This window comes from Shewanella marisflavi (genome assembly GCF_023283925.1).
GTDB classification, from domain to species: domain Bacteria; phylum Pseudomonadota; class Gammaproteobacteria; order Enterobacterales; family Shewanellaceae; genus Shewanella; species Shewanella marisflavi.
Genome location: NZ_JAKIKX010000003.1, coordinates 356182 through 375652, shown reverse-complemented (window position 1 = coordinate 375652; position 19471 = coordinate 356182). Strand labels below are relative to the sequence as shown.

Sequence of the window (19471 nt, the reverse complement as noted above, 5' to 3'; positions counted from 1 at the left end):
GTATCAAACAAAATCGGAAACCCATTGGTTTCCGATTTTTTTATCTCTCTTTACTCACACAAGCCCATCAAACAGAAATTATAGTCCTGCTTTCGCCTTACGCGCCTGATGCAGCTTCTTGTAACTCTCGATAAGGCGCAGATGCGGCTCAATACCTTCGAGCGCCATACTGGTCTCGGTAAGCCCTGAGAAGCGCACTTCGCCGTTGACCGAACCCACTACCTGAGCCATCACCTCTTCACCAAACATACGGGTAAAGTTATGGATAAAGTGCTCAAGCTCCAGCTCTTCATCTAAGGTGACCTCGAGTACCGCGGCCATCGCCTGATAGAAGAGACCGCGCTCAACCGTGTTATCGTTAAACTGCAGGAAGTCTTCCACCAGCTCCAGGGCTTCCTCATGGGCGCCCAAGGCCAGATAGATAAGGATCTTCAGCTCGATAATGGTTAGCTGTCCCCAAACGGTGTTTTCATCGAAGACTATGCCTATCATGGTGCGGATATCGGTATAGTTATCCAGCTGGCTCTCTTCCAGGCGGTTAACCAGATCAGCCAGTTCATCATCGCTCAGCCTATGCAGGTTGAGGATATCTTCGCGGTAATCCAGCGCCTTATTGGTGTTGTCCCAAATGAGGTCATCGACCGGATAAACCTCTGAGTAGTCAGGCACCAGGATGCGACAAGCAGACGCGCCAAGCTCTTCAAACTCGGCCACATAGACCTCTTTGCCCAGGCTCTCTAAGATACCGAACAGCCCCTTGGCTTCCTCTTCGTTAGTGCCCGAGAAGTCCCACTCGCAGAACTCAAAGTCAGACTTGCTGCTGAAGAAGCGCCAGGAGATCACCCCGGTGGAGTCGATAAAGTGCTCGACAAAGTTTTCAGGTTCGCTCACCGCCATGCTATTAAAGGTCGGCTTAGGCACATCGTTGAGTCCCTCGAAGCTACGGCCTTGCAATAGCTCTGTCAGGCTGCGTTCCAGCGCCACTTCGAAAGTAGGGTGTGCGCCAAAAGAGGCGAATACGCCGCCGGTTTTAGGGTTCATCAGCGTCACACACATCACGGGGAACTGACCGCCAAGAGAAGCGTCTTTAACCACCACGGGGAAGCCTTGCTCCTCCAGTCCCTTGATACCGGCTAGTATGCTGGGATACTTCTCCAGCACAGCCATAGGTACGTCGGGCAGCACTATCTCCTCTTCGATGATCTGGCGCTTCACGGCGCGCTCGAAGATCTCAGACAGACACTGCACCTCGGCCTCTTGCAGGTTGTTACCCGCACTCATACCGTTACTGAGGAATAGGTTCTCAATCAGATTCGACGGGAAATAAACCGTCTCACCATCTGAGCGGCGCTTGTAAGGAATACTGCAGATACCGCGCTCGATATTGCCTGAGTTGGTATCGATAAGATGCGAGCCACATAGCTCACCATCTGGGTTATAGATGGCCAGACTGTAGTCATCCAGCATGCCTTCAGGCAGTGAATCATCGTCAGTCAGGGCGAACCACTTCTCGTTGGGATAATGGACAAACTCGCTGTTAGCCACATCCAGGCCGAAGAACTGGTCGTTATAGAAGAAGTTACAGTTCAGACGCTCGATAAACTCGCCCAGCGCCGAACACAGGGCGCTCTCTTTAGTTGCCCCCTTACCATTGGTGAAACACATGGGCGAAGCTGCATCACGAATATGCAGCGACCAGACGTTAGGCACTATGTTACGCCAAGAGGAGATCTCTATCTTCATCCCCAGATCGGCTAACAGGCCGGTCATATTGGCTATGGTCTGTTCCAGTGGCAGGTCTTTACCTAAGATATAGGTACTAGTGTCGCCATCGGGCTGGCCCATCAACATGGCATTGGCATCGGCGTCTAAGTTTTCGACCGCCTCTATCTTAAACTCTGGGCCAGTCTGCACCACCTTCTTCACCGTACAACGATCGATAGAGCGCAAGATCCCTTCGCGATCTTTGTCCGAGATATCGTCGGGCAGCTCTACCTGGATCTGGAAGATCTGGTTATAGCGATCCTCTGGGTCGACGATATTATTTTGAGACAGACGAATATTATCCGTGGGAATGTCACGGGCCTTACAGTAAACCTTGACGAAATAGGCCGCGCACAGGGCTGAAGATGCCAGGAAGTAATCGAAGGGACTCGGTGCGCTGCCATCACCCTTGTAACGAATGGGCTGATCGGCCGTGACGGTAAAATCGTCGAACTTAGCTTCGAGTCTGAGGTTATCGAGAAAATTAACTTTGATTTCCATTAGGTACTTCCACTGCGCCACCACGTCTTAACGCAGCAGGCTTTATTTCAACAAGAGACAATTGAGGTGAATTATCGGTGTTTTTGACCCATTAGTCTTGGGTTAATTACCTAAATAGGCCAATTAGCCGAATTAATGCCAAGGACGACGCGGCATAGTCCGCACCTTTGACCTTCTGTTAGCGCTAGAGCTGACCTTTTTGCCCCATCTTATGTTCATACATCAGCTTGTCTGCTCGCTCAATAATGCTGTCGACATCATCTGTCTCATGCAGCAATTGCGTGCAGCCAAAGCTCAAGTTCCACTCCCTGCCCGCCTGACTCTGTCCCTCAACACTGTAGGCCGCCTGGATCCGCTGCATGATCTCATTCGCTGCCGGGCCATCGCAGTCGATAAACACAATCAAAAACTCATCGCCGCCGATACGCGCGGCAAAGTCGCTCTCGCGGATCGACATGTTAATCACCTTAGCCACCCCCTTGAGCAGCATATCTCCCGCCTCATGCCCATAAAGATCATTGGTCTTCTTAAGGTCGTTGACGTCGATAAAGCTCACCGCCAAGGATGACTTTCGCCGGCGGGTGTTACTGATACTCTTACTTAAATACTCTAAAATGGCGCTACGGTTATACAGGCCAGTTAGAGCATCATGGCGCGCATCGAAGGTGAGCTGAGCAAATAAACGCTGCTGCTCCACCTGAGAACCGGCCAGCTTATAAGCCAGGAAAATAAACATGGGCGACACGAGTAGGAAGGCAAACAGCGCACTGTTGTTGAGGTTTTTCTGTGCGTCTTGAATCTTGCTATCGGGCACAAACATCAGCAAGTAAATACTTTCCTTATTCACCAGATTAAACATCTCATTGGGCGACAATTCAAAACGACTAAAATAATACTCGCCCTCCTCAGTCGTCACCTTGCCCAATTCTGCATTTTGCATCTGACGCCATACTTTGGGGTGTTCATCGCCAAAACGTAACTGCTCCATCTCGGGGTACATAAAACGCCACTCCTTGTTGGCCTGGTCGCCCTTCAGATAGAAACCCTCCCCATTAAGCAGATAGACGCTATCTCCCTTATGTATGTTCAGAGCTTCGAGAATTTGCAGGAGATCTTTGCCGTTGTAATTGATCACCCCTGCGCCCAAAAAGTTGCCCTCTTTGGAGTGCACGGGTGTAGCAAAGCGTATGGTGGGTTTTATCGGTTGCTCGATCTCTCCATGCTCAACATTAAGATCGAAGGGCGAGGTATAAATCCTCTGGGGATTCAGTTCGAGTACCTTCTTAAAATAATATCGATTCGCCTTATTTTGCAGCGCCGCCTCAGGGGTTAGCTGTAAACCGCCATTCCTGCGTTGCTCGATACGAATCACCTCGTCACCTATGCTATTTAGCAAACGAAGCTGGTCATAATGCTTATAAAGGTTGCCGATCTGAAACATCAAGGAGGTCAAATAAGCTTTGGCATTGGAGTCTTCCTGCTCCAGGGTAGAAATCGCTAGATCGCTGTGGGCAAAATAAGCCAGATCTGTACCGACAATGGTGAGTTCAGCGGTCAGGCTAGCCCGCATATTGCCAAGCTCGGCATACTGACGCTTGCCTCGCTCACGGGCGATATTACTGCTAGACATCAGATAAACGATAGCCAGCACTGCAACGAGAAACAGCAGGAGCAGCAGGGAATAGAGCAAGCTCTTTTTATATTTGGTGTAGGTCAGATTCATGCTCTGGGGATCATATTTATCCATAACAGCAACAGGTTTTTTACTCATCCAGATTTAACTCGGCATCCGCAGTAACGGAACCATTTTTCGGCTTTATCATACATGCTAATGGTCAAAGCTTTAGCCTGAAACCAGCAACTGACTCTTAGCCTCAAGTTTAGCTAAGGATAGATGCAAACCAATGAATTACCTTAGATGACTTCAGTTTCAGATCACAGTTTTATTTGGGCCTGTGCAGCATTGCATGGTTAATTTAACCTAATAAAAGCTCAGAAGCAGAACACTCTCGCTATTAAGCCTTTATTGCTGCTTCTCGGATTCACGTTTAACCAGCAAAAAGGTGAGATACATCTTGGTGGGTAAAGATAACACCATACCAAAGGCGACACAGACGGCACTGATAATAATGCCAGTCACCCCCATAGCTTCCATGGTGTCACTGAAGTTGTGCAGGTAGATCCCTAATGCGATTAGGCATAAGCCTAAAACAATAGAGGTTTTTAACAGCAAAATAAGCTTATCTTCTATCGTTGGAGTCTGTGCTTGCTTTTGCGTCATAATCCCTCTCATCGAGATAATTGAACCCACCTAAAATATAGCCAACAGTTCAGCCACTAGTGACCAAGCTCCCCACTCACATCATACAAAAGTATAACAGGCTGGCGTAGAGGTGTAGACACGGCTAGGATTAATAAAAAGCTCGTGACTTATGAGTTCACAGTATTAGGGTTAAACGTATCAACAGGCGATAGTTTGAACAAAAAAATACTCTTACTCATCACATTTTTGCTTATGCCCGCACTAGCTATCGGGCAACAAACAGACACACCCTGCCCAGAGACGATAAAAGTCGGCTTCAACGAATGGGCTCCCTACTCTTGGACCGACACCTCGGGTAAAGCCGTTGGTCTCGATGTCGATATGCTCACATTGGTCGCCAATCACTTAGGCTGCCAACTCACCTTTATCAAGATGCCAGCCAAACGGGCACACCAGATGCTGCAAGCAGGTACCTTAGACCTGATGATGGGGGCAAGTTTTACAGAAGACAGAACAGCTTATGCTTACTTTTCTGATAGTTATCGAACAGAAGAGGTCAGGCTATTCGTTAAAGCGGATAGAGCAGCACAGATTAACGTCGACAAATGGCAAGACATTTTTACTCAGCGATTAAAGTTGCTGGTGCCCACCTATGGTTGGTATGGCCTCGACTATTTGCGCTCTAAAGAGGAGCTTTCACGCCAAGGGCTATTGGTACTCAGCCCCAACAGCCACCAGTCGATTCAAATGCTGAGCTATGAACGCGGTGACATTCTTATCGGCGATGCCATCGCCCTGCCCTATATGGCCCAGCACGCTGAAGGAGTGGTACTTTCACCCCTCAACCTATTGGTCGACAGTAATCAAATTCATTTCATGTTTAGCAAAAAGGTCAATAACCGAACGCTGTTAAATGCGATTAATCAGAGCATCTCAGATCTATCACATCAGGGAGAATTAGCCAGGATCATCATGAAATGGCAGCAGGTGTCCCTAGCCCAGACCCATGAAATGCCCCCCAAGCCAAAAGGCGAACTACATCTCAGCAAACAACCTGATGGTGCGCTTAACTCAAGTGGCTCAAGCGACAGCAATTACAGTCGCTAGCAGGGCGTGACCTGAAGCGGGATCTCTGGCGAGTGCAGCAAAGCCTCGAGCATATCGCCACTTGTATCAAACCAATACCCCAGCGCCTGAGGCTCAACAAGTAACGGCATACGATGATGATATTGGGCGCAGCTGGCAATCGGCTTAGTGGTCAGGGTTACCAGTGCATGGCTACCATCAAACTGAGGATAGAGAATACCCGCCATCAATAGCGGCTGTTCATCACGACCTTTAAAAAGGTATTTCTGTTTGGTTCCGCCCGCCTGCTGCTACTCATACCAACCGCTACAGGGCACCAACACCCTATGGCTGGCAAACGCTTGGGCAAAGGTGCGCTTCTGCCTTACCGTCTCAGCCTGAGCGTTGATCAAGAGGCGTTTGGCCCAATCAGGTTTGATCCCCCAACTGGCATCAACCTGCTGTAACCCTTGATCTTGATATGCAATCGTCGCCACCTTCTGGCTTGGCCTTAGGTCACTGTTGCTCTCGCAATGGAACTTGATCCCCAGCTGACCCGACACCCAGTCACACAAGGGATCACTAATCACATTGAGTCGACCACACATTCATCTTGCCTCCTAACCATGGGTACTCGTCAATCTAACATATTCAGCTGCCGCGCAAACGCTAAAGCAAGCAGAGAGCGAGATAGCGATAAGTAAGATATACACCAGTGCCAGGCTAACCGTTTCACTCTACCCAATACGGACTGCCCCATCATCAGGGGAACAATCATTACAGATAGGTTAACTGTGATTAATCACACACTTACGCCAAACGTCAGGTTTATTTTAGTTACAGCTGCAGGTATAGTTTTAACAAATGTAACCCTAGCTCATGGCGCCGCCGAGTCCATCACTCAGTCCTACTCGCGCCGTAGCACCTCAGCTGGACACGGAAAAGATAATGATAAAACTGATCATTCTTGGCTGTTTTGTGGCATGGATGTTTATTCGCAAACTCAGCAAATCTAAACCTGACTCAATTTGGCGACTCAAGCTTAGACGATTAGCCCGCTACCTGATGCTCGGCGCCGTCGCCTGGTTTGTGGTGGTCGCCTTCGGCTCGGCGAAATATCAAATATACACAGACAAGATATTTACCTATAAAAACAAGGTGCAAACCGTCTTCGCCTGGGAAGAGAATCGCCTGCTGCCCATCAAGGTATTGGCCAAGCCTGTGCTACTGTCACTGGACTATCAAACCAGTTTTCCCATGAGCAAGACCACCGAGCGTTCCCTCACCCAGCAATATCCCTACGAGCCGCGTTTTCAGGGGTTCAGCCAGTTCTTAGGCACCTTACTGCTGCTTGTCTGGCTGACCGCCTACCTCTCTCGCCACCGCCATACCGATAAGCGCTGGCAGGAGGCTGTCAGCACTGACACTAAGGCGGGTTATCGCGACTTCTTAACCTGGGCGCGCAGCAACCCACTCAGGCGAGCCCACTGCACCAACTTTATCAAGAAGGCGGATATCGCCATGCAATCTATCGATCAGCGCGGACGCCTGAAGCTAGAGATGTACCGCAAGGGGTGGGCCGAGCGAGGGCTCAACGCCGAGTTCCTCGACATGCTGCATAAGGTGATTCAATCGGGTCACTCCCAGATCAGCATCAAGGCCGCACATATGCCCTGCCGTAAGTCTGCCGCCGAGATTGACGATATTAATATGCTCGTCTCCGGCTGGAGTGGCTTAGATCCTCAGCTCTTCATGCAGCGCTATTATGCTAATCGCAAGGCACGCGCCGAGCAGAAGGCAGAGCCCGATGCCTTTGAAGCTCAACTGCTCAAGACCCCAGAGCATCTGCGCTTCACCTACCCTGAGCCCCACGTCGCCAGCAGGCTGCTGGAGAAACAGCTCGCCAGCGTGCTCAACCAGGGCAAGAAGCGTTTCCTTGGCGATGAACTGGTACAGTTTACGCCCCACAGTGACATAGGCCTTAAACAACCCAATGCCCGCCTAGAGTTCAGTTACATGCAGTCGCTCAACGCCCAGCAGGGTAAGCGTGCATCCGGCGTCTGGACCGGAGAGCTCAAACACAAGACGATCACCATGGGCGATACCCAATATCCCGGTGGTAACATGCTCTGGCTGGTATTTGGACTGGTGTTCGAATGGCGACTCGTAATAGACGAGCAAGAGGTCGCCAAGGGAGAATATAAATGTTTCCCAGACTCCAACGTCTGTAACATTAGCCGCCCCACCCAACAAAAGATGCCGGAAAAGACGGAGATCGAGAAGCATATCTTCGATGTGGTCGCCCTCTCTAACATCAGTTCCCTGTTCGCCCAGATGATGGGAATGAGCGAGGCGCAGATTAACGGTCATATGATCGAACTGAACAACCAGACTGCGTTTGAGGTAAAACGCCAAACAGAGGCGTCGAACCAGCTAGCCGAGAAGCTTGAAGACGCCCTAAGAGGTGAGGCGCTGGACGAGCTGATTAAGAGCAGTGGCGAAGAACTTTACCGACAAAACAAGCAGATGGTCGATGCGGTCATTCGCGACTATATCGTCAACCACGGCGATACCGATACCGTATTGATGATTATCGATCTCTTGGGTGACGCAGCCCCAGAGCTGGCCGCAGGACTGCTACAGATCATCGGAGGTTCAGATGAATAAATGGATGTTACCTTGCTGTGCGGCATTGCTACTGCTCCTCGCTCCCAAGGTTGCCCACGCCGATCTAAAACAGAAGCTCAAAGACAAGATAGAAGACGGCATTTTCGAGGCCTTCGCCGGTGAACTGGCCCAGCTGCCAGGATTGTCACACCTGATCGCTCAGGTGGAGAGTAACCAATATCAACTGGTGAGCGCCGACAAGAATGCCGGCCTGCTGGATCTGGGCCGCAACTCAGATCTCGACAAGGCGACGCTGTCAAAAAGTGCCAATGGCGCAGGTATTGAGATCAGCCGCCAAGCTTATCTAGCACCCGGCACCTATTGGCTCAAGGCCAGTCCCAAGGACAAGAAGAAACAGGCCATCTCACGCAAGGTATACGTGCAGGCCAAGCGCCGCAACTTAGTCACCCTCACCTTCTGGGAGAAGGGACGCAAGACCTTCCCGCTGGAGGTTGTCACCCAGCCGGCAACCGCCAAAGTCAGGGTGATGAACATAGGGCCTAAATATGAATTTGGCATGCCCCTCTCACCCGGTAACTACGAGCTTGAGATCAGTGACAAAGGCTATAAGACCCGCAGCCTTAGGGTGAGGCTAGATCACAACCAGAACCAATTTGGGATCATCCTACAGCCAATCAATGGCAAGTCGGTCACAGCCGATACCGACAACGCCGCTACAAGCAAGCCGAGCGTGAAGCCGAGTGCAAAAGCCGCTGAGCCAGAACAAGACGCCACAAGCCAACAGGCCGTTAAATCTACTGGCGAACAAGGCACTGAATCTGGCAAGGCTAAGAAGGAACCTTCAACCACAGTAGAGGTGATCGTCTGGGTGCTGATGATCGGCGGCTTTATCTTTTTCTGCTGGCTCACCTACAAACTGTTTACCTTTATCTTCACCTTGATGGGCAGCGCCTGGCGCAGACTGAGCGCCTAGCGCCTTTTACTCTGACCAATAACCACAAGGGGGATAGCCAAATAGACTATCCCCCTTGTTTTTAAATTAAAAACTTGGTTTAACTGTCGGCATCGAACCTAGCCTGCCGCGCCTGAATGAGAGTACATTGAGTCTGCTCCACCAGCTCTCCCAGGGTGATACCCGGAGTCTCGCGGATCAGACGTACTAGCTTCACTTCCAACGGCTCCAACTTATCGGCGTGTAGTGCCAATCCAGCCTCAAGCTTAGTAATAAGATAACGCGCCGCCTCACCCTGGTGCTGCTTAAGGGCCAGAGTGAAAGATTGCACATCCACGGCCCCTCCCGTTAGCTGCCAGTTGCGGGAGCGCCTCACCCGCTTGAGGCTACATGCAAAATCGCCAGCCAGGGTTTGTGCCTGAGTCACCGCTTCTCGGCCAATCCGATGGATCAGCGAGGGTAATGCAATGGCGATCGCTTCATTCATTGCGGCGGTATCCTTAGGTAATGAGGCCGGACTGGTAAATAGGTAGGCCATTTTTCCAGCCCACAGATAAAAACTCAACCTTAAAGCTCAGTAGCTCTATACATCTTGAGCCCACAACCACTATTGCCTACAATAGCGCACGAATTATTCACTAAAGATAACTACTATGACTGACACTAAATCACTACCGGCACTGCCTGATCGTCTATCCGTCAATCCTCGCAGCCCTCACCACGTGGCCGAGATCTTCGAAAATGACATCGGCATTCTCGTAAACGGCAAAGAGCGTTTTAACGTTGAAGAATATTGCATCAGTGAAGGTTGGGTAAAAATCCCGAGTCCTAAGGCGCTAGACCGTCATGGTCAGCCGCTGCTGATGACAGTCAAAGGCACAGTCGAAGCCTTCTACAAGTAAATTGTCGAAGGCTCTACAGTGTTGCAAAAAGGAAGCTCAGGCTTCCTTTTTTATCCTTACAGCCCCTAAAAAAGCCCCCAGGTTTCTTTACCGCTTATTAAGATTGTTGGCGCACGCCAAATAACTAATTTATATCAGTATCTTAGATTATTCTTCTATACTATATAGCTCACCTATTCGCCATAATTGCTAGTCAACTCTCATTTGTAACCAACAAGCTGCACCCACATCACGCTTCTGTGATCGTCAGATTGCCTTTAGGTTAATTTTGCCGCCTAATATTCATTAGATTTTTCTTATGTCTAGGCAAATTAGTCTTAGGCTGGTGTCTATGAACATAACAATAAAAGCTAAACTAATCATATTAGTAGGTGCTTTACTTGTCGCGGTTTCGGGCCTGTTTATCATCAATACCTTTATCATCGCGCAAGAGGTGCTCAAGCAAGAAGAGCTCAACGTCAGCCATGAAGTTGAAGCCCTCGTCAAACAGAACCTCATAGGCCAAGTCGACACCCTCAGCCGATCCGTCAACGACTTTTATCAGCAGTCCCGAGAAGAAAACATCAAGCAAGCGCTGGGTGAAGAGATAAAGATATTTCGCGATGCCATCAATCGCATGTATGAGAATAATCTCACCGACGATGCCGCCATGCTGATATACACCTTTCTCAATGAATATCGCTGGGGCAATGGTCGCTACCTGTTTGCCTACGACGCCGATACCCTGGCAAATGAAGCTTCAGGCATGGGCGGTGTGTCTATGGGTAGCAGCCGAGATGCCCTGGATGAAAAGGGTAACTACTACGCACGTGACATAGTCGCGGCGGCAAAGGCCAACCCTATAGGCTTTACCAGCTACTTCTTCTCCAATCCTTCAACGGGTGAAGTGGAAGAGAAGCTGTCAGCTTCTTTCTACTTTGAGCCGCTTAATCTGGTGATCGCCACCGGCGAATACATCAGTACCTTGAGGCAAGATAAACTCAACAGCGCACTGCAAACCGTATTGGCGGCCAAGTTCGGTGAAGACGGCCACTTCTGGGTACAAGACCACAACGGCAAAATTTTGGCCCACTCCCAGCAAGCCCTGATAGGTCAAATCACACCAAACGCCACCAAGGCAAAGCAGGCTTTAGGCCATCAAGCCGACGCCTTCGTCACCCTCCCCGTATTAGACCCAGTCACTCAAACTCAGCAAGCTCAGATAGCCTACGTCAGACAGATCCTGCCAGAATGGGGCTGGGTAATAGGCACTGGCACCTATGAATCCAACATCAGCGCCATCGAGCAGGGACTCACCGACAGTACCAAGGCGATATTTAACAACAAGATCTACCGCAGCATCGCCATTGCCAGCGTGCTCATTATCGTCGCCCTGGCCTTCTGCGTATTTCTGCTCAATAAGATCATTGCCGATATGGTGATGCTGAAAAACCGTATCGATACCCTGTCAACAGGCGATGCCGATCTCACCTCTCGCCTCGCTATCACCAGCAAGGATGAGCTGGCGGCAATAGGCCATTCAATCAATAACTTTATCGGCTATCTACAAGCCATGATGCTGGAGATCTCAAGCGCCTCACAAAAGATCACCCAAGAGATCAGCCAGCTCGACAGCCACTCGGAAAACAATCGCCAGGCGCTGACCAATCATAGAAGCGAAACCGAACTGGTGGTCACTGCCATCAGTCAGATGAACGCCTCGGCAAATGCGGTGGCTCAGAGTGCCGTTAACATGGCGACCAGCACCCAGCAGGCCAATGAAGAAGCCAAGACCTCAAGGATCACAGTGACCGATGCCGCTGGCAGTGTGCAAGCCCTGGTAGAGGAGATGAACTCAGCCACCCAGAGTATTCATACCATGAGCGACAATACCAACCAGATCATCTCTGTGTTGGGCGTGATTAAGGAGATCGCCGACCAAACCAATCTGCTCGCGCTAAACGCCGCCATCGAAGCGGCACGGGCTGGCGAACAGGGACGGGGCTTTGCCGTGGTGGCTGACGAGGTGCGTTCGCTCGCCTCGCGCACTCAATCCTGCACCACACAGATAGAGCAGATACTCTCAACCTTAAGGCATGATGCCGACACCGCCGAGCAGGTGATGCTCGAAACCAAAAACAGCTGCCATAAGGTCACGCAAAATACCGCCCGGGTCACCTCAAACCTAGGCGCCGTCACCCGCTCTATCGCCGAAATAAACGACTTGGGTAGCCAGATAGCTAGCGCCTCTGAAGAGCAAAGTGTGGTAACCGCCGAAATAAGCCAAAACATGCATACCATAGAGGCGATGGCACAGGCTCTACTGCAAAATGGCCAATATACCCTCGAAAGCACTCAAAGCCTATCGAGCGCCAATCAACAACTCAGCGCCATGGTAAGCAAATTTAAGTTAGCCTAGCCCATTATTAGCCTAGTCAGTTAAGCGCCTTGTAAAAGGCGCCCTGCCTCACTGTCGCCACCAGGCGACTTGAAACCTTACTCGGTAAAATCATTGATGTGACGCATATCTTTACACCTAATGCTCTGCTAAATTAAGTTATCAAAGTGTAAAAAAACCTCTTTAACTCCTAGTTTCATTCATTTGAGGGGCTAACGTGACTCGGTTACTCATAGCATTCATCTCATTGACCTTATTGGTCATCTCACCTGTTAGCGCCAAAGACCTTAAATTTGCTGTGGTGCCCAAGTTTTATGGTGCTTTCTTCGATCAGAGTGGTCTGGGCTGTCAAGATGCCGCCAGCCAACTGACAGGCGTCGAGTGCATCTATCTGGGGCCTGAGATCTCCAGCGTGCGCCTGCAAGATAAAGTGATAGAAGATCTGATCGAACAAGGAATTGACGGTATCGCCGTTGCCATCACCCAGTCTAAATTTCTCGCCGAAAACAGCCTCAGAAAAGCCAAGGCCGCAGGCATTCCGGTGATCACCTACGACTCAGATTTCGACGGCCCAACCTTAGCCGAACACCAAGACTTGCGCCGCGCCTATATAGGGACAGATAACTTTGCCTTTGGCGTCGCACTGGGCGAGCAACTTAAAAAACTCAGACCCAATGGCGGTTCTCTAATTATCCAAACCGGCCGCCCTGACTCGCCGAATCTGAATCTCAGGATCATGGGCGTTCGCAGCGCACTATCAGGCAAGACCTATTTAAATCCACCTGGCGAGCGGCTGCATAACGACAACGGTTGGACCGAGATTAGAGAGCCCTTTTCCAACTTCGATCAGCTTAGTCAGGCGGTTAAACAGATGGAGTCTGTCATGAAAGGCAAACCCATCAAGGCCGACTCCTTTATCGCCGTGGGTGGCTGGCCACAAAATGATGAAGCCCTCTATCGAAAGATGATAACGCCCTATAAGGAGAAACTAGATAATAAAGAAGTCGTCGTGATTATCTCTGATGCGGCCCCGCCACAGATTTCGATGTTACAAGACCATCTAGCTCATACCAATATTGGCCAAAGCCCCTATGAGATGGGCAGGCAGGCCATCTTTACTCTGCATAAAATCGTCAGTGACCAAGCCTTTGAGCAGGTTGTCTACACCCCCATCAAGCTTTGCACGCCACAAAACGCCGAGACCTGCACCAAAGCCAGTAGCGAATGAGGCCGCAGCAATAAGCCGCCACTAACATCAATCAAGGGGAAGGTCATAAAGAGTCGTTACCTACTCCCCTGATTAGATGCTGACCGTCCACTGCCCCGCAAACTTGAACGATGAATAAGATCATCGAAAATACTCATTCCACCAGACTTTGCTTTGTGTTGCGCGCCGCTTGATTTATCATTGTTCACCACAGAAAATGGTTTCTGGTTAAGCCAATATATTCAGCCATATAGAATAGGGACGCTAAGTAGATGATGAGCAAATGGGCGATACGTTTTTTGCAAATGGCCGAACTGGTAGCCTCATGGAGTAAAGATCCCTCCACCCAAGTAGGCGCCGTGATCACTGAAAACAACCGCATTGTCTCACTGGGATTCAACGGCTACCCACACGGGATCTCAGACAGTGCCGAGACGGACAACCGCGAGATGAAACTGCTCAAGACCCTGCACGCCGAAGAGAACGCCATTCTCTACGCCAAGCGGGATCTCAGCAGCTGCGAGATCTGGGTAACCCACTTTCCTTGCCCCAACTGCGCCGCCAAGATCATTCAAACAGGGCTAAAGGTAGTACATAGCCCACAACCCAGCGATGACTTCCTCTCCCGCTGGGGCGATAAGATAAAGGTCAGCGAAGATATGTTCGAGCAGGCAGGCGTCGAAGTCGATTGGATGCAGGTGGGATAAGCTAGCCAAAGCAGCTTTGGGGCAGAGCTTGAGATTAATAAGCTAACTCTGCCCTTTCTCACTCTTTAACCTCTCCCAAAGTATTCCCTGAATACCTACCAGAATCCGCCACCGTTTCTCTCACTTTCAAAATGCTTCTGGCGCAGATACCCAACCGAAACCTCGTGCCACTTAATTCCTATCGAGCTTAGGCCGTCACAGATCTCCTCAATGCGCGTATCCAGATAGATATCCATGGTCAACTCATCCAGGTACTTAGGATTGCCAAGGTCTACCTCTTGCAGCGGGTGCACCACCATAAAAAACTCTGTGCCCGGATACCTCAGGTGGCCAAAGTAGTTATGGATAATGGTCTCGACTTTCTTCATGTCATCGACCTGCATGGCAAAATAGACATCGAGTTCTTGAGCGCGGCCAGTCGTATCCAAGTCACGAGCACGGCGAATAGGGTCTATGCTGAGTCCAATCTTAATCTGATTGAGGTTTTCAGGCTCACGCATCACATAGATAAACCCAGGCCCATGGGGATCATTAGTATTGGAAAATCGCATACCACCTCTACTTCCGGATTAATCAATATTATTCTTCACGAGTCTATCTCAGAGTCGCCAGCGATGAAGATAGCGCCCTCACAGAACGCGAGCCCAACTAATTCCTGTTACTCAATAATTGCGTTGCTGGATGATAAGATGATGAAGTTTGGGGCTTTCGCCGTGGAGTTGACTGCAGTCAAACTCCTTATTTCGAATAATGTGAAAATCTCGAACTGAGACAGTATTATCAAGCCTGAGCAGCAATTAGACTGATGAGGCCATGCTGCTGCCCAATTGCATTAGCAACCGCTACGAAGCGGCTTTTTATCTCTTGTTCTATGCCTGTACCACGCTCAAGCAAGTCATCAACGGCGATGAAGGCGATAGTCATCAGGCGACAGCTCTCATAGTGATAGGCGTAGCCCGGTTCGACTATCCAGTTATCTAAGGTTAACTGCTCAGCCTTGTCATCCAGGGTTCTGACCAGGGTAAAGTCGAAGGTTAAAACATGGTCCTCCTTACCATACCAGTCCGCCTTTAGCGCCTGAAAGTTGATCCACATCTCAAGCTTAGCCAGTAAGGGCTTAAGTGAACTCGAAAATCTGTCATCGGCCGTGATAGTTATGGGGAATCCTTGCTGCATGGCTCTCTTTACCTCTTGCGTAAGCTTTTCGCTTACTTACCAGTCTGCTTACTTTACCCGCCTGCTTACCCTAAACCTTGGTTGCGGGGATAAACTCATTTATCGATAAGCTTTGATTGTGCTGGTGAACCCGTGCTGATGCAATGGCCAAGCGCTAAACGGTTTTAATACATACACGAGCACCTACACGAGTACATACACCATTACATACACGAGTACATACATCAAAACATTCGCCAGAACAGACACTAGAACCTCAGCTCAAACGAACATTTGCTGGGTACCTGATAGCAAAGCACGCATCTGGCTCACCAAATCTAAGGCTCGTAGTTTCTGTAAATTTCTGGTTTAATCAATGGCCAAATAATTAAAATAACATCGACCCAATTGTCGTAGGAGCCCGCGCTGTTAAGCCCCCATTTTGCGCCGACTAAGCGTAGACACTCATCATCAATGCTATTGATCTGCTTGCTATTAGTGATCTTCTGTCAGTCTCTAGCAACCGGGGCCGCATTAAGCGTGCGCTACGCCAACGAACGCCATGCTTTCGGCGCCACAATCAGTCACTCACACTCCTTTGCCAACCGCCACCATCAAGCTCATCATCAGGCTCATCATCTAAGCCATGATCACACCGATCATCCTGGCGATGACCTTAGAGATGTTGAACAGTTATCCCCCTTTAACGCCGTTGAAAGCATCGCATCGTTGGTCGAGCAAACTGCCGCTCATATTAATAGCTCTGATATCGAAAAACCTGCCACGAAATATGAAGAGCATCAGCACGACCATCACAGCTACATGGCCTCTCATCCACCAACGGAATACAGGGTTGTCAGTGTGCAGCGCCAAGCGCAAACACTCACACCGCTGATACAAATCTGCCTGACGCGCTGTGATGCGCCGCCAATTCGCCCTCCGCTCTTGGCTGGGTAAAAACACAACAAAACAACTGTATTTTTATCCTAATCGAATTGGGAGTGTAATCATGAATCGTTCAATTGCTGGCGGGTTGACCCTGCTGGTAACCTTCTGTTGCTTGTTTATATCCACCTCGCTGTTTGCCCATGGCGTGGATGACGGAACACAAGCATTCTTGTCGACGAATCAAGGCGTATCGATACTGCCTTTTATCTATATCGGCGCAAAACACATGGTCACAGGCTATGACCACCTGCTGTTTCTCGTGGGGGTGATATTCTTCCTATTTAAGGGCAAGGATATCCTGATCTACGTAAGCCTGTTTACCCTAGGGCACAGTATTACCTTGCTGTATGGGGTACTCAACGACATACAGGTCAATGCCTACCTTATCGATGCGATTATCGGCTTTTCCATTGTTTATAAAGGCTTTGATAACCTTGGCGGCTTTCGTCGGCTATTTGGTAAGCAACCCAATACCAAGATTGCCGTCGCGATTTTTGGCTTGTTCCATGGCTTTGGCCTGGCGACCAAGATTCAAGAGTTTCAGCTACCACAGGAAGGATTGGTCAGTAATATTTTGGCCTTTAACCTGGGCGTAGAGATAGGCCAGTTCTTGGCCCTTGGCGTGGTGTTAATCCTGTTTAGCTTTTGGCGTCGCTACCGCAGCTACCTCACATTTTCAGTAGCGGCCAATACCCTGTTAATGAGCAGCGGTTTGATGTTAGTCGGATATCAATTAACCGGTTATTTCCAATCATAAATTGGGACAAGGAATTAAATATGAAGCAGTCAAATCATCAAGCACATGAACATATCCCAGTGCACAGCAACAAAACTCTTATCAAAGCCAGCCTGACGGCAACCCTTATCGCCGCCGTTATACTGGTGCTGTTTATCTTACCCGCGGAATATGATGTCGACCCAACAGGCTTTGGCCAGGCGGCAGGATTAACTGAGCTGGCTAAATCGAACCAGGCGCAAGCGGTACAAACAAGCGTCGCAGAACCCAGCCAGATGCAAAATGAAATGCCAACTCCGATGAAAGAGGCCGAATTGGGTTTCATGGCGTCTGAGGCGGTAAATAAGTCAATCGTCGAACAGATAAAGGCGGCGCGCCAAACCCCAGGGGTGAGAAGCGATACGATAGATATCCTTATCCCAGCGGGCAAAGGCTTGGAATACAAGCTACTCATGGATGCCAATATGCACTTGGAATATGAATGGCACACCGATGGTCAACCTCTCTACTTCGATTTTCATGGCGAACCCAAAGGCGATACCACGGGCTATTACGAAAGCTTTTCAATCACCACAGCCAATGAAATGAAAGGCTCGCTCACCACGCCATTCGCCGGATCTCACGGCTGGTATTGGAAGAACAAGAGCGATATGCCTGTCACCGTCACCCTGACAACCAAAGGCGATTATCACATTAAGGGCTAACTTTTCAGGCCCCCTCCTTTATCTAGGAGTGGGGCCTCTTTTCCTTAATACCGCCATGGCATAAGGTTGCAATCTCCCATCACCCTTGTTGAAATTTAATGGTTAAGTGACTCTTGCAACGCCACTAAACCATGGGAATGGATAGGGTTTGCAAGGTATTCTGAGCTACTACAAACAGTGCTTTGCGCACGACAGCGCCGAAATCAACCTCTACAAGCTACTGCATCGCGCTGGCGTCAGCCTGATGCCGCTAAGCTATGGCCTGTGGAGCCAGCAGCAAGCCCTGTGTATCGACCACATCTGTAAGCAGTTCGGTATAGTGCCAACCCAAGAGGTCGCTTGAAGAAAATTCAATTTCCCTCAATTATCTACCAGCGCAAAATGTATACTTTATGATAAATGGAAGATAATTATGCTTAAAGGAAAGAGGCTATTCACTATCATACTAATGCTGCTATGCAGTTCAGCATATGCCTACCCACCCTGTTTTGACGCACCTTGTGTGAGTTACGACAAAGCAACTATTTCGTATCAAATTGACAGTGCACTCCAAGGCGAGCAACAACTCAAAATCACCAGTGAAATAGAAGTAAGCTTTAAAATTGCTCGTTACCGAGGCGATATAACAAACCAGATCATTGCAGCTAAACCATTAGATACAACAATCACTTTAGAATGTGATGATGATAGCGATTGTGAAACAATGGACGGGCTTAATCGTCATGCAGGCGAACAACTTGTCGCATACAATGACTATTTATCTGAAAAGCCTTATTTAGATCTTATAGCGGCAAAACATTTCATCTATCAAGCAGGTAAAGAAGCGCTATTTACGACAACGAACTCACTTAGCACTAGTAAAAAAGAGATGATTAGTACTTTAGCGAAAAGCTTCATTCAAAATTTAATTTTACAAGGAGAGCACCCCATCGTTTACGTCAAGCTTATTGGCAAACATGGGTTAACCCTTCATCTTAAACTAGAACTTAAAAACGACTACTGGCAAATAAAAGATACTGTTGAAGAGGGTCTTAAGGATGAAAATAACCAGTTGACGGTTAACTTTAATCAGAATGAATACGAAGCTTACCACCAAAACAGACCTTGGGCTGAGCACTTTCTATTTGATCGAATACGCATGAAGCAATGCGGAACAAGGACAATTACATCAACGGTAGTGGCGCCTGATGGCTCAACCTCTAGAGTAGAAAGAAACGTCACAGTTTGTTGGTATGAGTACCGTTAACAGCCCCAACGCAGATCCCCAAATTAATCATTTCGATTATAAGTAGCATTAAAAAGCGAACCCAAAGGTTCGCTTTTTTCATATCTAGGCTTCATATGAAGCTAGTCACGCGATAATTGCGTCGCTGACGAAGTACTCTTTGCACAATCAGCTCTGCGGCTGCAAATTGAAAGCTCTAGCGCGCAGTCTACTTGAGTAAATGAGCACTGGAGCCGAGATTTAACAACGCAATAGAGAGTCTAAACAGCCAACAAAAAAGCGAACCACAAGGGTTCGCTTTGTTATATCTAAGCTTCAGATGAAGCTAGCTATTACA

Annotated in this window: 18 protein-coding genes and 1 pseudogene; 12 read left to right on the top strand and 7 right to left on the bottom strand. The window is 49.1% G+C overall.

Annotated elements, in window-relative coordinates; all coding sequences use genetic code 11:
* Positions 1–78 precede the first annotated feature (78 nt).
* The 3 genes from L2712_RS09265 to L2712_RS09255 form a co-directional block, all read right to left on the bottom strand.
* The gene (locus L2712_RS09265) at positions 79–2265 is read right to left on the bottom strand and encodes an OsmC domain/YcaO domain-containing protein (RefSeq protein ID WP_248977603.1); all 2187 of its coding nucleotides are present in this window, start codon (positions 2263–2265) and stop codon (positions 79–81) included.
* Between the two features lie 184 nt (positions 2266–2449).
* Positions 2450–4036: a sensor domain-containing diguanylate cyclase gene (locus L2712_RS09260; RefSeq protein ID WP_248977602.1), complete on the bottom strand. Its 1587-nt coding sequence runs from the start codon at positions 4034–4036 to the stop codon at positions 2450–2452.
* Positions 4037–4288: 252 nt separating this feature from the next.
* Positions 4289–4546: a hypothetical protein gene (locus L2712_RS09255; RefSeq protein WP_033539686.1), complete on the bottom strand. Its 258-nt coding sequence runs from the start codon at positions 4544–4546 to the stop codon at positions 4289–4291.
* Positions 4547–4741: 195 nt separating this feature from the next.
* On the opposite strand from L2712_RS09255, the gene L2712_RS09250 reads away from it, so the two are divergent.
* Entirely contained in the window at positions 4742–5635 is an 894-nt protein-coding gene (locus L2712_RS09250; protein ID WP_248977601.1) for a substrate-binding periplasmic protein, read from the top strand.
* On the opposite strand, the pseudogene L2712_RS09245 reads toward L2712_RS09250, so the two are convergent.
* Positions 5632–6201: pseudogene (locus tag L2712_RS09245) on the bottom strand (SOS response-associated peptidase). The gene L2712_RS09250 and the pseudogene L2712_RS09245 overlap by 4 nt on opposite strands.
* Before the next feature lie 340 nt (positions 6202–6541).
* Here L2712_RS09245 and L2712_RS09240 point away from each other — a divergent pair.
* Both L2712_RS09240 and L2712_RS09235 read left to right on the top strand, forming a co-directional pair.
* Positions 6542–8260, top strand: a complete 1719-nt coding sequence (locus L2712_RS09240; RefSeq protein WP_248977600.1) for a hypothetical protein — start codon at positions 6542–6544, stop codon at positions 8258–8260.
* Positions 8253–9194 carry a hypothetical protein gene (locus L2712_RS09235; RefSeq protein WP_248977599.1) on the top strand — a complete coding sequence of 314 codons (942 nt, stop codon included), beginning with the start codon at positions 8253–8255 and terminating at the stop codon, positions 9192–9194. Before L2712_RS09240 ends, L2712_RS09235 begins: the two co-directional genes overlap by 8 nt.
* A gap of 79 nt (positions 9195–9273) precedes the next feature.
* Here the strand turns inward: L2712_RS09235 and L2712_RS09230 are convergent, their stop codons facing one another.
* A complete protein-coding gene (locus L2712_RS09230) occupies positions 9274–9660 on the bottom strand; it encodes a ribosome recycling factor family protein (protein ID WP_248977673.1) in 387 nt (128 codons plus the stop codon).
* 166 nt (positions 9661–9826) lie between these two features.
* On the opposite strand from L2712_RS09230, the gene L2712_RS09225 reads away from it, so the two are divergent.
* From L2712_RS09225 to L2712_RS09210, 4 genes are all read left to right on the top strand, one after another.
* Positions 9827–10075 carry a DUF3297 family protein gene (locus tag L2712_RS09225; protein ID WP_033539691.1) on the top strand — a complete coding sequence of 83 codons (249 nt, stop codon included), beginning with the start codon at positions 9827–9829 and terminating at the stop codon, positions 10073–10075.
* A gap of 331 nt (positions 10076–10406) precedes the next feature.
* The gene (locus L2712_RS09220) at positions 10407–12473 is read left to right on the top strand and encodes a methyl-accepting chemotaxis protein (protein WP_248977598.1); all 2067 of its coding nucleotides are present in this window, start codon (positions 10407–10409) and stop codon (positions 12471–12473) included.
* A gap of 196 nt (positions 12474–12669) precedes the next feature.
* The gene (locus L2712_RS09215) at positions 12670–13680 is read left to right on the top strand and encodes a substrate-binding domain-containing protein (protein WP_248977597.1); all 1011 of its coding nucleotides are present in this window, start codon (positions 12670–12672) and stop codon (positions 13678–13680) included.
* A 251-nt stretch (positions 13681–13931) separates the two neighbouring features.
* A complete protein-coding gene (locus tag L2712_RS09210; RefSeq protein WP_033539694.1) occupies positions 13932–14366 on the top strand; it encodes a dCMP deaminase family protein in 435 nt (144 codons plus the stop codon).
* A gap of 95 nt (positions 14367–14461) precedes the next feature.
* On the opposite strand, the gene L2712_RS09205 is transcribed toward L2712_RS09210, so the two are convergent.
* Positions 14462–14917, bottom strand: a complete 456-nt coding sequence (locus L2712_RS09205; protein WP_248977596.1) for a GIY-YIG nuclease family protein — start codon at positions 14915–14917, stop codon at positions 14462–14464.
* A 229-nt stretch (positions 14918–15146) separates the two neighbouring features.
* Positions 15147–15542 (bottom strand): hypothetical protein, encoded by a 396-nt coding sequence (locus L2712_RS09200; protein WP_248977595.1) that lies wholly within the window; start codon positions 15540–15542, stop codon positions 15147–15149.
* A 453-nt stretch (positions 15543–15995) separates the two neighbouring features.
* On the opposite strand from L2712_RS09200, the gene L2712_RS09195 reads away from it, so the two are divergent.
* The 5 genes from L2712_RS09195 to L2712_RS09175 all read left to right on the top strand — a co-directional run bounded on the left by L2712_RS09195 (position 15996) and on the right by L2712_RS09175 (position 19155).
* Positions 15996–16478 carry a hypothetical protein gene (locus L2712_RS09195; RefSeq protein ID WP_248977594.1) on the top strand — a complete coding sequence of 161 codons (483 nt, stop codon included), beginning with the start codon at positions 15996–15998 and terminating at the stop codon, positions 16476–16478.
* Between the two features lie 52 nt (positions 16479–16530).
* Positions 16531–17226, top strand: coding sequence for a HupE/UreJ family protein (locus L2712_RS09190; RefSeq protein ID WP_248977593.1), 696 nt, complete (start codon positions 16531–16533; stop codon positions 17224–17226).
* Positions 17227–17246: 20 nt separating this feature from the next.
* Positions 17247–17909 (top strand): hypothetical protein, encoded by a 663-nt coding sequence (locus L2712_RS09185; RefSeq protein ID WP_248977592.1) that lies wholly within the window; start codon positions 17247–17249, stop codon positions 17907–17909.
* 148 nt (positions 17910–18057) lie between these two features.
* Complete coding sequence (locus L2712_RS09180; protein ID WP_248977591.1) at positions 18058–18252, top strand: hypothetical protein; 195 nt, start codon at positions 18058–18060, stop codon at positions 18250–18252.
* Between the two features lie 69 nt (positions 18253–18321).
* Positions 18322–19155: a hypothetical protein gene (locus L2712_RS09175; RefSeq protein ID WP_248977590.1), complete on the top strand. Its 834-nt coding sequence runs from the start codon at positions 18322–18324 to the stop codon at positions 19153–19155.
* The last annotated feature ends 316 nt before the right edge of the window (positions 19156–19471 follow it).